13 protein-coding genes are annotated in these 15,904 nt (G+C 64.0%); 8 read left to right on the top strand and 5 right to left on the bottom strand.

Annotated features, from left to right (window positions below):
- Positions 1 to 24 precede the first annotated feature (24 nt).
- The 6 genes from ehuD to doeB all read left to right on the top strand — a co-directional run bounded on the left by ehuD (position 25) and on the right by doeB (position 5,916).
- A complete protein-coding gene (ehuD, locus tag NLY43_RS09580) occupies positions 25 to 684 on the top strand; it encodes an ectoine/hydroxyectoine ABC transporter permease subunit EhuD (RefSeq protein WP_023686970.1) in 660 nt (219 codons plus the stop codon).
- Positions 685 to 692: 8 nt separating this feature from the next.
- Positions 693 to 1,472 (top strand): ectoine utilization protein EutA, encoded by a 780-nt coding sequence (eutA, locus tag NLY43_RS09575; protein WP_023710008.1) that lies wholly within the window; start codon positions 693 to 695, stop codon positions 1,470 to 1,472.
- Positions 1,473 to 1,477: 5 nt separating this feature from the next.
- Positions 1,478 to 2,464 carry a hydroxyectoine utilization dehydratase EutB gene (gene eutB, locus NLY43_RS09570; protein WP_023710007.1) on the top strand — a complete coding sequence of 329 codons (987 nt, stop codon included), beginning with the start codon at positions 1,478 to 1,480 and terminating at the stop codon, positions 2,462 to 2,464.
- A gap of 232 nt (positions 2,465 to 2,696) precedes the next feature.
- Positions 2,697 to 3,689: a cyclodeaminase gene (locus tag NLY43_RS09565; protein ID WP_023704765.1), complete on the top strand. Its 993-nt coding sequence runs from the start codon at positions 2,697 to 2,699 to the stop codon at positions 3,687 to 3,689.
- Positions 3,690 to 3,727: 38 nt separating this feature from the next.
- Positions 3,728 to 4,906 (top strand): ectoine hydrolase DoeA, encoded by a 1,179-nt coding sequence (gene doeA / locus NLY43_RS09560; protein ID WP_023704766.1) that lies wholly within the window; start codon positions 3,728 to 3,730, stop codon positions 4,904 to 4,906.
- Positions 4,907 to 4,911: 5 nt separating this feature from the next.
- Entirely contained in the window at positions 4,912 to 5,916 is a 1,005-nt protein-coding gene (gene doeB / locus NLY43_RS09555; RefSeq protein WP_023710006.1) for a N(2)-acetyl-L-2,4-diaminobutanoate deacetylase DoeB, read from the top strand.
- A 25-nt stretch (positions 5,917 to 5,941) separates the two neighbouring features.
- Here the strand turns inward: doeB and NLY43_RS09550 are convergent, their stop codons facing one another.
- Together NLY43_RS09550 and NLY43_RS09545 are read right to left on the bottom strand one after the other, a co-directional pair.
- Positions 5,942 to 7,438, bottom strand: a complete 1,497-nt coding sequence (locus NLY43_RS09550) for an aldehyde dehydrogenase family protein (protein ID WP_023710005.1) — start codon at positions 7,436 to 7,438, stop codon at positions 5,942 to 5,944.
- A 534-nt stretch (positions 7,439 to 7,972) separates the two neighbouring features.
- On the bottom strand, positions 7,973 to 9,490 hold the full coding sequence (locus tag NLY43_RS09545) for a winged helix-turn-helix domain-containing tetratricopeptide repeat protein (RefSeq protein ID WP_031194617.1): 1,518 nt from the start codon (positions 9,488 to 9,490) through the stop codon (positions 7,973 to 7,975).
- Between the two features lie 255 nt (positions 9,491 to 9,745).
- On the opposite strand from NLY43_RS09545, the gene NLY43_RS09540 reads away from it, so the two are divergent.
- On the top strand, positions 9,746 to 9,973 hold the full coding sequence (locus tag NLY43_RS09540; protein WP_023710003.1) for a DUF1127 domain-containing protein: 228 nt from the start codon (positions 9,746 to 9,748) through the stop codon (positions 9,971 to 9,973).
- Positions 9,974 to 10,075: 102 nt separating this feature from the next.
- Complete coding sequence (locus NLY43_RS09535) at positions 10,076 to 11,257, top strand: MFS transporter (protein ID WP_023710002.1); 1,182 nt, start codon at positions 10,076 to 10,078, stop codon at positions 11,255 to 11,257.
- Positions 11,258 to 11,597: 340 nt separating this feature from the next.
- On the opposite strand, the gene NLY43_RS09530 is transcribed toward NLY43_RS09535, so the two are convergent.
- From NLY43_RS09530 to NLY43_RS09520, 3 genes are all read right to left on the bottom strand, one after another.
- Positions 11,598 to 11,762 (bottom strand): DUF3309 family protein, encoded by a 165-nt coding sequence (locus NLY43_RS09530; RefSeq protein WP_023667887.1) that lies wholly within the window; start codon positions 11,760 to 11,762, stop codon positions 11,598 to 11,600.
- A 363-nt stretch (positions 11,763 to 12,125) separates the two neighbouring features.
- Positions 12,126 to 14,012 (bottom strand): ABC transporter ATP-binding protein, encoded by a 1,887-nt coding sequence (locus tag NLY43_RS09525; protein WP_023667888.1) that lies wholly within the window; start codon positions 14,010 to 14,012, stop codon positions 12,126 to 12,128.
- Positions 14,012 to 15,844 carry an ABC transporter ATP-binding protein gene (locus tag NLY43_RS09520; RefSeq protein ID WP_245263939.1) on the bottom strand — a complete coding sequence of 611 codons (1,833 nt, stop codon included), beginning with the start codon at positions 15,842 to 15,844 and terminating at the stop codon, positions 14,012 to 14,014. Before NLY43_RS09520 ends, NLY43_RS09525 begins: the two co-directional genes overlap by 1 nt.
- Positions 15,845 to 15,904 lie beyond the last annotated feature (60 nt).

The following is a 15,904-nucleotide window of genomic DNA, read 5'->3' as shown; positions in this document are numbered from 1 at the left end:
CCTTCTGATAAATTGGGCCTCCTGATGGATTGGGATTGGAACTTCGTCTGGGAGATCCTGCCGACGCTGATCCAGGGCGTGAAGATCACCATCCTGGCAACGCTGCTCGGCTCCGTGCTGGCCGCTATCGTGGGTCTGGGCATCGCGCTGGCGCGACGCTCGCCCAACAAGGTCCTGTCGCGCACCGTCGGCTGGGCGGCCGAATTCATCCGCGGCACGCCACTTCTGGTGCAACTTTATTTCATCTTCTATGTCCTGCCGGATTTCGGCATCCTGTTGCCGCCGCTGGTCGCCGGCGTCATCGGGCTCGGCCTGCACTACGGCACCTACACGGCGGAAGTCTATCGCGCCGGCATCGACAACGTGCCGCGCGGCCAGTGGGAGGCGGCCAAGGCCTGCAATCTGAGCGCCACGCAGACCTGGACCAACATCATCATTCCGCAAGCGATCCCACCGATGATCCCGGCTTTGGCCAATTATTTCATCGCCATGTTCAAGGAGACACCGCTGCTATCGGCAATCACCGTGCTGGAGCTGATGAACCAGGCAAAGAGCGTCGCCAACACCTACTATCGCTACATTGAGCCGATCACGCTGGTCGGCGCTTTCTTCCTCGTCATCAGCCTCTTCTCGGTCGTGCTGCTGCGCTGGCTGGAACATCGCTACGGCAAGATCGAAAGGTAATTCTCAAGATGAAACCGCTGCCCGAGATCAGGCTGATGCCGACAAGGCCGGCGCTCGACGCGCGTCCGCTGGAAAAGCGCGTCGGCCTGATCATCCTTGCCACCGACCACACCAGCGAGCCGGACTTTCGCCGCATGGTGGCGAGCGAGCGGGTCGGCGTCTATGTCGCGCGCATTCCCTACAAGAATCCAACCACGCCCGAGAATCTCCGCAAGATGCAGCCCGAGCTGGCGGCGGGTGCTGCCCTCATCCTGCCCGATGAGCCGCTCGACGCGATCTGCTACTCCTGCACCTCGGCCTCGGTGGTGATTGGCGACGCTGAAATCGAGGCCGCGATCCAGTCTGCCAAGCCGGGTGTTCCCGTCGTCACGCCGCCGATGGCCGGCGTGCGCGGGCTGCAGGCGCTGGGCGCGAAAAAGATCAGCATCCTCACCCCCTACACCGTCGAAACCTCCAGGCCGATGGCAGCTTACTTCGCCGAGCGCGGCTTCGAGATCGTCAGCTTCACCTGTCTCGGCTTCGAGGACGATCGCGAGATGGCGCGCATTGCGCCGGCAGCGATTGTCGATCTCGCACGAGAGGCGACACACGCTGAGGCCGATGCACTGTTCGTGTCCTGCACCGCATTGCGCGGAGCGCTCGCGGTTCCCGGCATGGAACAGGCGATCGACCGCCCGGTCGTCACCAGCAATCAGGCCAGCGCCTGGAATTGTTTGCGGTTGTGTGGCGACGGGACGTCGCATCCCGAATTTGGCCGTCTGATGACGCTGCCTTTGCCGCGCGATTGACGATCATGACGACAGTCACCCTTAACGATATTCGTGCCGCCCGGGAGCGAATTGCCGGCAAAATCGAACGCACGCCGACAGGGTTATCTCACAGCCTTTCCGAACGACTGGGCATCCCCGTCCACCTCAAGCTTGAACACCGCCAGACCACCGGCAGCTTCAAGCTGCGCGGCGCCTCGAATGCCGTTGCTTCGCTGAGCGCCGAGGAGAAGGCGCGCGGCGTGGTCGCGGCGTCGACCGGCAATCATGGCCGTGCGCTGGCCCATGCTGCGAAGCTCGAAGGCATGCGTGCGGTGATCTGCATGTCGCGACTGGTGCCGGGCAACAAGCTCGACGAAATCCGTCGGCTTGGCGCGGATGTCCGCATCATCGGCAACAGTCAGGACGAGGCGCAGCAGGAGGTCGAACGGCTGGTGGCGCAGGAGGGACTGGTGATGCTGCCGCCCTTCGACCACCCGGCCATCATCGCCGGGCAAGGCACGCTCGGACTGGAGATGATCGAGCAGGTCCCGGATGCCGCTCTCGTCCTGGTGCAACTCTCCGGTGGTGGACTCGCCTCGGGCATCGCCGCCGCCGTCAAGGGCGTCAGCCCCGGGACAAAAATCATCGGCGTTTCGATGGCGCGTGGTGCTGCGATGAAGGCGAGCCTGGATGCCGGTCGCCCGGTCGAGGTGGAAGAACTGCCGACGCTGGCGGATTCGCTCGGCGGCGGCATCGGTCTCGGCAACCGGCTGACCTTCGCCATGTGCCGCGATCTGCTCGACGACGTCATCCTGCTCAGCGAGGACGAGATCGCCGCCGGCATCCGCCATGCCTATGAACAGGAGCGCGAGATCGTCGAAGGCGCCGGAGCGGTCGGCATCGCTGCGCTACTCGCCGGCAAGGTCAGGGCGACCGGGCCGGTGGTCGTTCTTCTCTCGGGCCGCAATATCGACATGAACACGCATCGCAAGATCGTCTGCGGTGACGCAATCGCGGAGCGCGCGGCATGAAAACTCTCCCACGCCGAATTCCCGCCCACCCCCCTCTGTCCTGCCGGACATCTCCCCCGCAAGGGGGGAGATCGGCAGCTTCGATGCGGTCGCTATTCTTGCTGCGCTGGAGATTGGAGAAGGCAGGAGTGCAGTCCAATCTCCCCCCTTGCGGGGGAGATGGCCGGCAGGCCAGAGGGGGGTGTGACGGAACACTATCCTTCGTGGTGCGCGCTAGTACGGAGCGCGACACATGAGCCGGATGACGATCCTCACCGAGAAGGAACTGCGCACAATCGTGACGCTCGATCTCGACGCGGTCGCCTGCGTCGAAAACGCTTTCCGCGCGCTCGCCACATTGCCGGTGGCGATGCCGCCGATTCTGCGGTTGGACATTCACGAGCAGCGCGGCGAGGTGGATGTGAAGTCCGCCTATGTGCCTGGAATAGACGGTTTCGCCGTCAAGATAAGCTCCGGCTTCTTCGATAATCCGAAGCTCGGTCTGCCCAGCGGGGGCGGCATGATGGTGTTGCTCTCGGCAAGAACCGGTGTGGTCGAGGCGCTGCTGCTGGACAATGGCTATCTCACAGATGTCCGCACCGCTGCTGCCGGCGCCGTCGCGGCGAAGCATCTGTCGCGGCCGGATTCGTCCGTCGCCGCAATCTTCGGCGCCGGCGTGCAAGCCGGGCTGCAACTCGAAGCACTCATGTTGGTGCGGCCGATCGCCGAGGCACGTATCTGGGCGCGCGATGCGGTCAAGGCGCAGACGGCCGCAGGCGCGCTGCGCGAAAAGCTCGGCATTCTCGTGCGCGCCGAGCCGGATGCAGCCAAAGCAACCATCGGCGCCGACATCATCGTCACCACCACGCCGTCGACCGAGCCGCTGATCAAGGCCGGCTTTGTCGTTGCCGGGCAGCACATCACCGCCATGGGCTCGGATGCCGAACACAAGAACGAGATCGCGCCGGCGATCCTGCGCATGGCCGATCTCTATGTCGCCGACAGCGCCAAGCAGACACGGCGTCTGGGAGAACTGCATCACGCCATCGCATCGGGCGTGATGGGAGCCGATGCCGCGGTCACCGAACTCGGCCAGATCATCGCCGGCGAACGGCACGGAAGGCGCTCACCCAGCGATATCACCATTGCCGACCTCACCGGCACCGGCGTGCAGGATACGGCGATCGCCACGCTCGCTCGCGACCGGGCGCGGGCGGCCAATGCCGGAACCATTTTTGAAAGCTGATGCTGGCCGCAAGGCCCAACAAACGAGGACCAAGAACAATGCAACCGAACCTGAAATTCTCGCGCGCCGAATTTGCGGATCGCCTCGCCAAGACGCGGAAAGCCATGGAGGTGAAGGGCGTCGATCTCCTGGTTGTCAGCGACCCCTCCAACATGGCCTGGCTGACCGGCTACGATGGCTGGTCGTTCTATGTGCACCAAGCAGTGATTGTGCCCCCATCGGGCGAGCCGGTCTGGTACGGCCGCGGCCAGGATGCCAATGGCGCCAAGCGCACCGCCTATCTCGCGCATGACAACATCGTCGGCTATGCCGACCACTACGTGCAGTCGACCGAGCGCCACCCGATGGATTTTTTGGCCAGCGTGCTTAGTGATCGCGGCTGGGGCAAGCTGACCATCGGCGTCGAGATGGACAATTACTGGTTCTCGGCTGCCGCCTTCGCCGCGTTGCAGAAGCACCTGCCCAACGCCCGCTTCGTCGACGCGACAGCGCTGGTCAACTGGCAGCGCGCGGTGAAGAGCCCGACTGAAATCGACTATATGCGCAAGGCGGCCCGCATCGTCGAAGCCATGCACCAGCGCATCGTCGACAAGATCCAGGTCGGCATGCGCAAATGCGATCTGGTCGCCGAGATCTACGATGCCGGCACGCGCGGCGTCGACGGCATCGGCGGCGACTATCCGGCGATCGTGCCGCTGCTGCCGTCGGGCGCCGACGCCTCGGCGCCGCATCTCACCTGGGACGACCAGCCGATGAAGTCGGGCGAGGGCACCTTCTTCGAGATCGCCGGCTGCTACAGCCGCTACCATTGCCCGCTGTCGCGCACCGTCTTTCTCGGCAAGCCGACGCAGGAATTCCTAGATGCCGAGAAGGCGACGCTGGAAGGCATGGAGGCGGGGCTTGCGGCGGCAAAGCCCGGCAATGCCTGTGAGGACATCGCCAACGCCTTTTTCGCCGTGTTGAAGAAATACGGCATCGTCAAGGACAACCGCACAGGCTACTCGATCGGCCTGTCCTATCCGCCGGATTGGGGCGAGCGCACCATGAGCCTGCGCCCCGGCGACCGCACCGAACTCAAGCCCGGCATGACCTTCCATTTCATGACCGGCCTGTGGCTGGAGACGATGGGACTGGAAATCACCGAATCCATCCTGATCACCGAAACCGGTGTAGAGTGCCTCGCCAATGTACCGCGCAAACTGGTGGTGAAGAATTGAGCCCGATGCCTAGCCTCCGCCCATCTCCGATCGCGCCGACCGTCGATTTCGACAAGGACGGCGTGCAACATGGTTTCCTGCGCCTGCCCTACAGCCGCGACGACTCGGCCTGGGGTTCGGTGATGATCCCGATCTGCGTCATCCGCAACGGCAAGGGACAGGCCGCGCTGCTCACCGGCGGCAATCATGGCGACGAGTATGAGGGGCCGCTGGCGCTCTACGATCTCGCCCGCACGCTCGATCCCAAACAGGTCAGCGGCACGGTGATCATCGTGCCGGCGATGAACTATCCGGCCTTCCGCGCCGGCACGCGGACGTCGCCGATCGACAAGGGCAATATGAACCGCAGCTTTCCCGGCCGTCCCGACGGCACGGTGACCGAGAAGATCGCCGACTACTTTCAACGCGAACTGCTGCCGCGCGCCGACCTCGTCTTCGATTTCCACTCCGGCGGCAGGACGCTGGATTTCGTGCCCTTCTGTGCCGCGCACACGGTGCCCGACAAGGCACTGGAGCAGAAAGCCTTCGACGCGGTCGCCGCATTCGCGGCTCCGTTCTCGATGCGCATGATCGAGATCGACTCCGTCGGCATGTACGACACGGCGGCGGAGGAAATGGGCAAGGTCTTCGTCAGCACCGAGCTTGGCGGCGGCGGCACCTCGCGCGCACAGACCGTGCGGATCGCGCGGCGCGGCATCAGCAATGTGCTGCGCCATGCCGGCATTGTTGATGGTGCGGTCGAGAAGGGCAGAACTCAGTGGCTCGACATGCCGTCAGGCGATTGTTTCTCCTTCGCCGAGGAGGACGGCATGATCGAAACCATGGTCGATCTCGGCGAGCCTGTGAAAGAAGGCTCGGTGCTGGCGCGCATCCATTCCACCGGCCGCACCGGCATCGCTCCGCAGGAAATCCGGGCAAAAATGTCCGGCATTCTGGCGGCGCGGCATTTCCCCGGCCTGGTCAAAGCCGGTGACTGCGCCGCCGTCCTGGCCGTTGTGGTTTCATCGTGATTTCGCAGAGTACGCCGCGCGAATATCAGTCGGTCTGGATCCAGACCGACTTGGTCTCCAGATACTCGTGCAGATGCTCGATGCCGCCCTCGCGGCCATAACCCGACATCTTCATGCCGCCGAACGGCACCGCCGGATCGATGGCATGGTACATGTTGACCCAGACCGAGCCGGCCTTGACCCGGCGCGCAAGCTTGTGCGCGGTGCCCAGATGCGTGGTGAAGATGCCGGCGGCCAGGCCATAGGGCGTCGCATTGGCACGCGCCACCGCTTCGTCGAGCGTGTCGAAGGGCATCGCCGAAATGACCGGGCCGAAAATCTCCTCGCGCGCGATGGTCATCTGGTCCGACACGGCGCCGAAGACCGTCGGCGCAATGAAGTTGCCGCCATCGTAGAGCTCGCCGGTCAGCCGCGAGCCACCGGCGACCAGTTCGGCGCCTTCGTCGCTGCCGGCCCTGATATAGCCCTCCACCTTGCCTGCCTGCCTGGCATTGATGAGCGGTCCGATTTCCGTCTCTGCCTCGATGCCATGGCCGATCCGCAGTCTGCCCGCGAAATCGGCGAGCCGGCGGACGAACTCGTCATGGATTTCGCGCGCCACGAACAGCCGCGAGCCGGCAATGCAGATCTGGCCCGAATGCACGAACACCGCCATCGCCGCGATCGGAACAGCCTTGTCGATGTCGGCGTCGCGGCAGACGATTATCGGCGACTTGCCGCCGAGCTCCAGTGAAACGCGTTTGAGGTTGGCCACGGCTGCCCGCGCGATGGCCTGGCCGGTCAGCGTCGAACCGGTGAAAACGATCTTGTTGACGTCTGGATGTTCGGCGAGCCGCGCACCGGCTTCCGCCCCGGTGCCGGTGACGACGTTGACGACGCCGTCAGGCACGCCGGCTTCCTGCATCAGTTGCGCGATCAGCAGCGGCGTCAGCGACGCATCCTCGGACGGTTTCAGCACGATGGTGCAGCCTGTCGCCAGCGCCGGCGCGATCTTCCAGATCGAGGCGGCGGTCGGCGCGTTCCAGGGAATGATCGCACCAACGACGCCCACCGGCTCGCGCCGGGTGAAGGTGACGATCTCGCCGGGAATCGAATTGTCGATCGTCTCGCCGTGCAGCGCCGTCGCCATGCCGGCATAGAAGCGCAGCATGCCGATGACGCGGCGCCGGTTGGCGAGCGTGCGCGTGATCGGCAGTCCCATATCGAGCGTGTCGGAAACGCTGAGCTCTTCCCAATGCGTCTCGAACAGATCGGCGATCCTGAGCAGCACGCACTGCCGCTCGTAGGGTGAGAATTTGGACCATGGGCCTGCGAAGGCCGCGCGCGCGGCGGCCACCGCCACGTCGATATCGGCAGCCCCGCCCCGCGGCACTGTCGCGAGCACCTCGCCTGTTGCCGGATTGAGTGCCTGCATCTCCTGGCCGGACTGCGCCGCGACCCACTTGCCGCCAATGAACATCGGTCGGAATTCGCCATGGTACAACGCCGTGGCCTTCGCCTTCGGGTCGAAGTTCAGCGTCATCTTTTCCTCCTCGCAATTCCGTGGCGACTATTACTCCCGCCGCCGACCTCAAACAAGGAAAGCTACAGGGCCCTCAGATAACCAGGTTGTGCGGGTGACTTCCGATCGCGCCAGCAACAAGAAACAGACAGCCGCTAGAGCTTGATCCCGATAAGCGGGAACCGGTTTTCGGAAAAGATCATGCTTCGACAAACGGCATCTAGAAAAATCATCGCGAGGTCGGAGCGCGTCGCTGAAAGCTCAATGAGGCAAGCCGATGATTGCCCACGGCGGCCGCGATCCGGCATTGCAGACGAGAGCGCAACAGGCAGTCGCCAGTCGCCACCCAGCGCTCACCCGTGGCCGGATCGATCGTGGCCGTTCCAGCCGGCTTCACCTTGACAGAGGTTTCGCGCGCTGCTTTCGCTGCAATCACTGTTGGATGACTGCATGCGAAAGCAAGATCGGTCAGCGGCCTCGCGACTTGCAAACATTGGCAGATTGAGCCGCAACCGACGGTGCCCGGCATCGATCGAGCACGCCGGTCCCTCACTCTCACTCCGGAAGGCCCGCCTTTCGGAAGCCATCGACGAAATGGTCGAGCGTGGCAGTGTCGCGGAACGGTTCCGTCTCGACCCAGTGGCGGGTGGTGAAATGTGGGTTCGCGACAAGGAACAGGTCGACCTCGGCGCGCGCCTCGTCGATCCGGCCGAGTTGCGCAAGGCTTGCCGCAAGGAAACGGCGCGAGCTTGTCCGATACGTCTCGTCCCGGCGCGTCGTTTCGACGGCAGCTTCATAGTCGCGCGCCGCATATTGCGCCTGGCCGAGCGTCAGGTAGTACCAGCTTGCCGGAAACGGGTTCAGCCGGAACGCCTTGCTGATATAGTCGAGGCCGTCCTCGACGCGCCCGGCCAGGACCGCGATGTCGGACAATGTCGCCCAGGCATCGGCCTCGTTCGGGTCGAGTTCGAACGCCTTGGCAAATCCCACATCCGCCTCGTCGAATCTGCGCTCATAGGCAAGCAGGTTGGCAAGCACCCAGTGGCAGCCGGCATCGTTGGGATCGATCGCCACAGCCTTGCGCGCCAGTTCCAGGGCAAGGCCGCGGGCAGGCTCAATGGGCTCTCCCCAATGCACCCATCCCATCCAGTGGTTCATGGCAAGCCAGCGATAGGCTTCGGCATAGTCCGGATCGAGCGCAAGCGCGCGCGTCAGCAACAGATGCGCTTCGCGCGCCGTCTCCGGCGAGACGTCGATCAGGTTGCGGGCTCGCACGCACAGATCGTAGGCCTCGAGATTTCGGGGCCGGTTGCGCGGCAGCGGCGCGCGCAGCCGGCCAAGCAGCGCCTCGACGATCTTGGCCGTCACCTCGTCCTGAACGGCAAAGATATCTTCCAGGCCGCGATCGAAGCGGTCTGCCCACAAATGCTCGCCGCTCAGCGCGTCGACCAGCTGGGCGTTGATGCGCACGCGCCCGGCGGCGCGTCTGGCGCTGCCCTCCAAGAGATAGCGCACGCCAAGTTCTCTGGCGACCTCGCGCACATCCACCGCCTTGCCCTTGTAGGCAAAGGTCGAGTTGCGCGCGATGACGAACAGGCCGCCGATCCTCGACAGGTCGGTGATCAGGTCTTCGGTCAACCCGTCGGCGAAGGCTTCCTGCTCGGGGTCGTTGCTGAAATTGGCAAAGGGCAGCACGGCTATCGACGGTTTGGCGGGCAGCGGCAAAGCCTGTCGCTTCTCGTCGCCGAGTTGTTCGATGGCGCCGGCGAAGCGATAGCCGACGCGCGGAACGGTCGATATCCATTCTCCGCCGTTCGTGGCCGGACCCAGCAGCTTGCGCAATTGCGCAATCTGGACGGTGAGGTTGCCTTCCTCAACGGCGGTGCCTGGCCATGCCGCATCCATCAACTCGGCCTTGGCCACAATCTCGCCGGGCCGGGCGACGAGCGCCGCCAGCAGCTGCAGTCCGCGGTGGCCGGCGGCGACGGGAACTTGGTCCCGAAGGAGCGTTCCCGCACCCGGATCAAGCACGAACGGACCAAAGGCAAAGCGCGATCCCTGCATAACGCGCATCTATAGAGCAATTCCAGGGAAGGTGTGAAGGCGGTTTTCCCACGGGAAAGCGCGGCGGAGCGCTTCACGGACGTATGGCGTGAAAACAAAGAGTTGAGCACCTCGCCGTTTCCATGAAACGGCGAGGTGCTCTAGCCGGTTTGGAACTTTTGAGAACTATTTGGCCGGGCTTAATTACAGCGCCGTCCGCATGCGGCAGAGTTCAACCTCTTGCAAGCCGAGGGCTGTCGCTCCTCAAACCGAATGGAGGTTGCCATGAACGATACCCTTGCTTCTGCTCGTGCAGCCTTGCCGGAAAAGGCGGTGTCATCGGGCCGGCGTCCGACGGGCCCGCGGGTCATGATCGCGGCCTGGCGCGAGCGGATACGCTTTCGCTGGGACCTCAAGCAGATGGCGGAGGCCAATCCGCACCTGATCGACGATATCGGTCTGACCAGACGCCAGGTCGAGGCCGAAATCGTCAAACGCTTCTGGCAAGTGTGAGCTGATGTCGCGGATAAGACCCGCCCGCCTGTTTGGGCGTACCGCGGCGTTTTGCCGGCATTTGCACTTGCCGGAACGTGCCGATCCTGCTTCGAAGTCGGCATGAGCGCCGAAGACGCGACGTCACCCCCGGAGAACCACATCGCATGGGCCGCGATGGCCGGCATCATCGCGACAGTTACGGTGTTCGCCATAGCACAGGGGCTGACGTATCCGCTGCTCAGCTTCATCCTGGAACGGCAAGGGACGACACCGGGCCTTATCGGCCTCTCGGCCGCGATGACGCCTCTGGGTTTCATTATATCGTCGCTCTTCACGCCGGCGCTGGTCCGGCGGGTGGGCGCGGCCCGCTTTGCGGTTGTGTGTTCGATCCTGACAGCAACCGTCCTGATCGCGATTGCCTGGAAGCAGGATGTATGGGCCTGGATGCCGTTGCGCTTCCTGCTCGGCTTCTTTGCCAATCCGCTTTACGTGATCAGTGAAACCTGGCTGGTCTCGATCACGCCCGCGGCACGCCGAGGCCGCATCATGGGCCTATACTCCTCCATCGTTTCCGCCGGCTTTGGCCTCGGCCCGCTGTCGCTAGGCTTGGTCGGCACGCAAGGATGGCCACCCTTCATCATCGGCAGCGCGGCCTTCCTTGTCTGCGGCCTGATCGTGCTTGCCGTCGCGCCACGCCTGCCCGACATGCCGCGTGAGGGCGAAGCGGTGTCGGTCGGCGGCTTCTTCGCGCTGGCGCCGCTGCTCTTGTTCGCAGTCTTCACGGCTGCCGCCTTCGAGCAAGTCTTGCTTTCGCTGTTCGCGGTCTATGGTGCCGCGCTCGGCAGCACTGAGCAGCGCATCGCTTCGCTCATCACCTGTTTTATCGCCGGCAATGCCGTGCTGCAGGTCGTGCTTGGGCGCGCCGCCGAACGGTTTGGCTCGAAGCCGATGATGCTGTTCTGTGTCCTGGCTTGCCTGGCCGGTTGCCTGCTGTTGCCATTGCTCTTCGCTACATGGCTTATCTGGCCGCTCTTCTTCGTTTGGGGCGGTGTCTCGTTCGGGATCTACACGCTGTCACTGATCCAGCTCGGCGAGCGTTTCACCGGTCAAGCCTTGATCGCCGGCAATGCCGCCTTTGCGTTCGTATGGGGCGTAGGCGGCATCGTCGGCTCCCCGGTGGCCGGGCTGGCGATGCAACTGACCGGACATCAGGGACTGCCATCGTCGCTTGGCATTCTGTGCTGCGTGCTGGTGGTGTTTCTGCTGGCGGAACTACGGCGGGTTGACCGCGTTCAGGCGTAAGGCGTGCCTGCCATTGCGGCCTTCGGGCCGATGCTGCCCTTGTCGACAAGAGCGAGAAAGGCCGAACCCGCCTCGTCGCCGTCCTGGGTTCCTCGAAGCGTCCGATCCGCCTCGATGAACGCCACGGCCGCCAGGCGGGTGTCGGGGTCTGCAGCTTACGCCCGCCGCCTTCGGATAGTGCCACCATTAGGATATCCCAGCTCGTCGCGTTCGCTCTCGCTCGCGCCGACGCCGGCCCAGTGTTTCCGGACCAGCAATGTCTTCAGCTGCCATGTCTTCAAACCTCAATGTCAGGCGAAAACGCGGCCGCCGTAGAACTCGGCGGCCGCCAATGGCGACGCTATATTCGCCCGAGAACAACCAGAATGATCACGATGATCAGCACCAGCCCGAGGCCACCGCCGCCATAGTAACCAGTGCCGTAGAACGGGCCGCCGCCGAGGCCGCTGAAGCCGCCGAGCAACGCGATGATCAGGATGATAATAAGAATGGTACCCAGGCCCATATGCCGTCTCCTTCGCTGCCGCGCCGTTCACGGCGCGGCTCGAAGAACTAAACTCCCAGCAAGCCTTCCTGTTCCCCGGCGATTTTCATCCGACGGCTAAGGAACGAAAGCCATCATGACGGCGTTTGCTGAGGTTCAGGCGCAAGCTGCGCGTGCATCGCGCGCCAGGCGGCGCGTAGAATTCAGAATTTACGCGGGATTGCCCTTTAGGCGGCCGGCCGCTCCTCCACCTGAACGCGCGGCAGGCGTGACGCCGGGCTTACGCTGGAAGGCGGGCTGAAACGTGTCGTCATCTGAAGCCGAATTGGTCGACGACGAGTTTTGGCCCCGCACCATTCCCAGTCGAGCTGAACCGGCAGCAGCTCACGTCGCCTTGCCGGCCGGCGCGCCTATGTCTTCCTCGGCAATATCGTCGAACGATGCGTAGTTCATGTTGTAGAGCCTGGCATAGAGGCCCTTGGCCGCCATCAGCTGCTCGTGATTTCCGCTCTCGACGATCTCGCCGTTCTGTAAGACGATGATGCGGTCGGCGCCGCGTATGGTCGCCAGCCGGTGCGCGATGACCAGCCCGGTGCGGCCTTCCAGCAGCGTGACCAGTGCCTTCTGGATCAGCATCTCGGTGTAGGAATCGATGCTCGCCGTCGCCTCGTCCAGCACCAGGATTTTCGCATCCGCCACCAGTGCGCGTGCAAAGCTGATCAGCTGGCGCTGGCCGAGGGACAGATTGCCGCCGCGCTGTTCGAGCTCGGTGTCGTAGCCGTCAGGCAAATGCTCGATGAAGTCGTGCGCGCCAACGGCTTGCGCGGCGCGCACAACCTCTTCGCTGGTAGCCGATGTCTTGTGGTAGCGGATGTTCTCCAGCACCGTGCCGGAAAACAGGAACGGCTCCTGCAGCACCATCGCGACCTGGTCGCCGAGCGAATCCTGCGTCACGTCGCGCACATCGTGGCCGCCGACCCGCACCTCGCCCGACCAGACGTCGTAGAAGCGGTGCACCAGCGCCATGCAGCTCGACTTGCCCGAACCGGTGGGGCCGACAAGCGCAACCGTCTCGCCCGGATTGACGCGGAAGGAGATGTTTTTCAGCACCGGCTGGTTCTGCCGGTAGCCGAAGGTGACGTTCCTGAACTCGACCGAACCGTCCATGTCGCGCGTCAGCGTCACCGCGCCCTGTCTGTCGCTGACGTCGACCGGTACGTCGAGCACTTCGGAGATGCGTTGGCCCGACGCCATGGCGCGCTGCATGACCGAGTACTGCATGGTGAGCGAGCGGATCGGGTCGAAGAAGCGCTGGATATAGAACAGGAACGCCACCATGACGCCGATGTCGAGGCTGTGCGACAGCACCATCGAGCCGCCGACGACGATCACGGTTGCCATCGCAATGCCGGTCAGCGTGTCGACGATCGGCACCATCACCTGCGCATATTTGGCCGAGGTCAGGTGAGCCCTGAGATTGGCCAGCACCTTCTCGTCATAAAGGTCGAAATTGACGTGCTGGCGCTCCAGGCTCTGCACCGTGCGAACGCCATGGATGCCTTCGGCCAGCGCGCCATTGGCGATCGAGTTGGTCTCATGCGCGGCCATGAAGGCGATCTTGGCGCGCGGCAGCCAGAACAGGCGCACGATGAACAACGCCGGCATGGTCGACAGCGTCAGCAGACCGAGCCGGAAATCGAGCCACAACAGAACGCTGACGATGCCGAACAGCAGCACGATGTCGCCCACCGACATCACCGAGGTCTCGAGGAATTCCTGCATGGAATTGACGTCGCCCTGCAGGCGCGACATCAGCCGGCCCACCTCGGTCTTGTCCATGAAGCCCAGCGAGACGCGCTGCAGATGGCTGAACATGGCGCGGCGCAAATCCGACAGCACATTCTCGGCCACCTTGCCGACGACGCTTTCCTGGACATAGCTGGCGGCATAGTTGATCAGGATGATCAGGGCGAAGGCACCGATCGCCCAGTTCATGACGGAGCTGTCGGCCTTGCCCGCCGCCATGCCGTGGTCGATGGCGTAACGGATGACCAGCGGGATCGCCAATTGCGTCAGAGTGAACACCAAAACGGCGGCCACCGAGATGAAGATCCGGCCCTGATACGGTCTCACGAAGCTCCAGATGCGGCGCACGATGCGCGGATCGTAGACCTTGCCGAAGACCTCTTCCTCGTCGCGGTGCGAACCGACGACGGCCCTGGTGGGCCGCCGGCTGGTGTCTTCTTTTTCGTCGTGACCCGGTGTCGACATTATGCGGCTCCCACCGCCACCGGCAAATCGTCGTCCGGCCGCAGCTGCAGGTCGTAAAGCGCGCGGTAGCGTCCGCCGAGCGCCAGCAATTCCTGGTGCGTGCCGCGCTCGGCGATGCGGCCATTCTCGACGAACAGGATCTGGTCGGCATGCATCAGCGAGCTCAGCCGGTGCGAGATGATCAGCGTCACGCGGTCCTTGGCGAAACGCTTCATCGCGGTGCGGATTCGCTGCTCGGTGCCGGCGTCGACAGCCGCGGTGGAATCGTCGAAGACCAGAACCGAAGGCCGCAGCATCAGCGTGCGGGCGATGGTCAGGCGCTGCCGCTGGCCGCCGGAAAGCGATGAGCCGCGCTCGCCCACGACCGTGGTGTAGCCGGCCGGAAGCCCGATGATGTAATTGTGCAGCTGGGCGTATTCAGCCGCCTGCCCGATGCGGGTCTCGCGCGCCCAGGGATTTCCATAGGCGATGTTGTTTTCGATCGAGGTGGTGAACAGGAAGGCGTCCTGCTGCACGACGCCGACCGCCTTGCGCAGCGATTGCAGCGTCACCTCGCGGATATCCTGTCCGTCGATGGTGATCGCGCCCGACGTGACGTCGTAGAAGCGCGGGATCAGATGCGCGATGGTCGACTTGCCGCTGCCAGGCGGGCCGACAATGCCGACGGTCTCGCCGGACCGGGCCTCGAAGGAAATGCCCGACAGTGCCGGCCGGCCGCCGGCGCCCGCGTAGCGGAAGCCGACATTGTCGAAGCGCAGCACGCCTTCGGTGACCACGAGATCCTTGGCATCGGGCGCATCCTGAATGTCGAGTTCGGCGTCAAGCAGTTCGAACAGCCTTGTGCCGCAGGTCGAGGCGCGGGCAAAGGAATTGACCATCAGCCCGAGCTGGCGCACCGGCATTTGCAGGATGGTCATGAAGGTGAGGAACTGCGCCAGCGTGCCGACGCTGATCTGGCCTGCGATCACCTTCTGGCCACCGAACCACAGCACCAGGCCCATGGCCGCCAAGAAGGAAAAATTCATGGCGCTGGTGTTGGAGACGCGGATGTCGACGCGCTGGTCGGCAAGCTCCAGCGCCGACTTCTTGGCGCGGTCGAATTTTTCCAGCTCATGCCGCTGCGCCGCAAAGGCGCGCACGACGCGGATGCCGCCGAGGTTCTCGTCCATCACCCGGCTCAGCACCGACAGCCGCTCCTGCAGCGTCAGCCAGGTGCTGCGCAACCTGAGCTGCGTGACCGAGGAGCGCCAGGCGACGAACGGCACGAAACTCAGACTGAGCAGCCCGAGCTCGAGATCGGTGCTGATCAGGAGATAGGAGCCGACGCCGATCAGCACGCCGAGCAGCACCACGCGCAATATGCCGGTGGAAAAGAACATGCGCACGCCGTCGAGGTCGAGCAGGCCAAGCGTGATCAGGTCGCCGGTATGCACCCGGTCATGGAAGGAGAAGCTCAGCCGCTGGATCTTCTCGTAGAAGGCCAGGCGCAGCTCATAGCCGGTGCGGTGGCCAACGGCCTCGCCGTAATAATTCTGCGCCATCGTGAAGAGGCCGCGCAGGATGCTGACGACGAGCAAGGTGATCGCCGTCGTCCACAGCGCCTGCTCCGCCGCCGCGCCGCCACCGGCTTCCATCACCCCTTGCGCCTGGTCGATGGCGTGGCCCAGCAGGCGCGGGATGAACAGCTGCAGCGTCGCGGCGATGAAAGTCGAGGCGATGGTGATAGCAACTTGCCAAGGATGGCGCAGCGTCATGCGCACGATGCGCAGCAGCGTGCTGAGGCCCTTGCCCCAGGACGCCTCCGCCACATGGGCAAACGATTTGCCGCGCATCGCTGCGCCGCGGGTTGCATCCATTGCCAAGGAAAATACCCAATCCGATCCGGACATTAG

This window comes from Mesorhizobium sp. C416B, from assembly GCF_030323165.1.
Taxonomy (GTDB): Bacteria; Pseudomonadota; Alphaproteobacteria; order Rhizobiales; family Rhizobiaceae; genus Mesorhizobium.
This window is presented reverse-complemented; position numbering and strand designations above follow the sequence as displayed.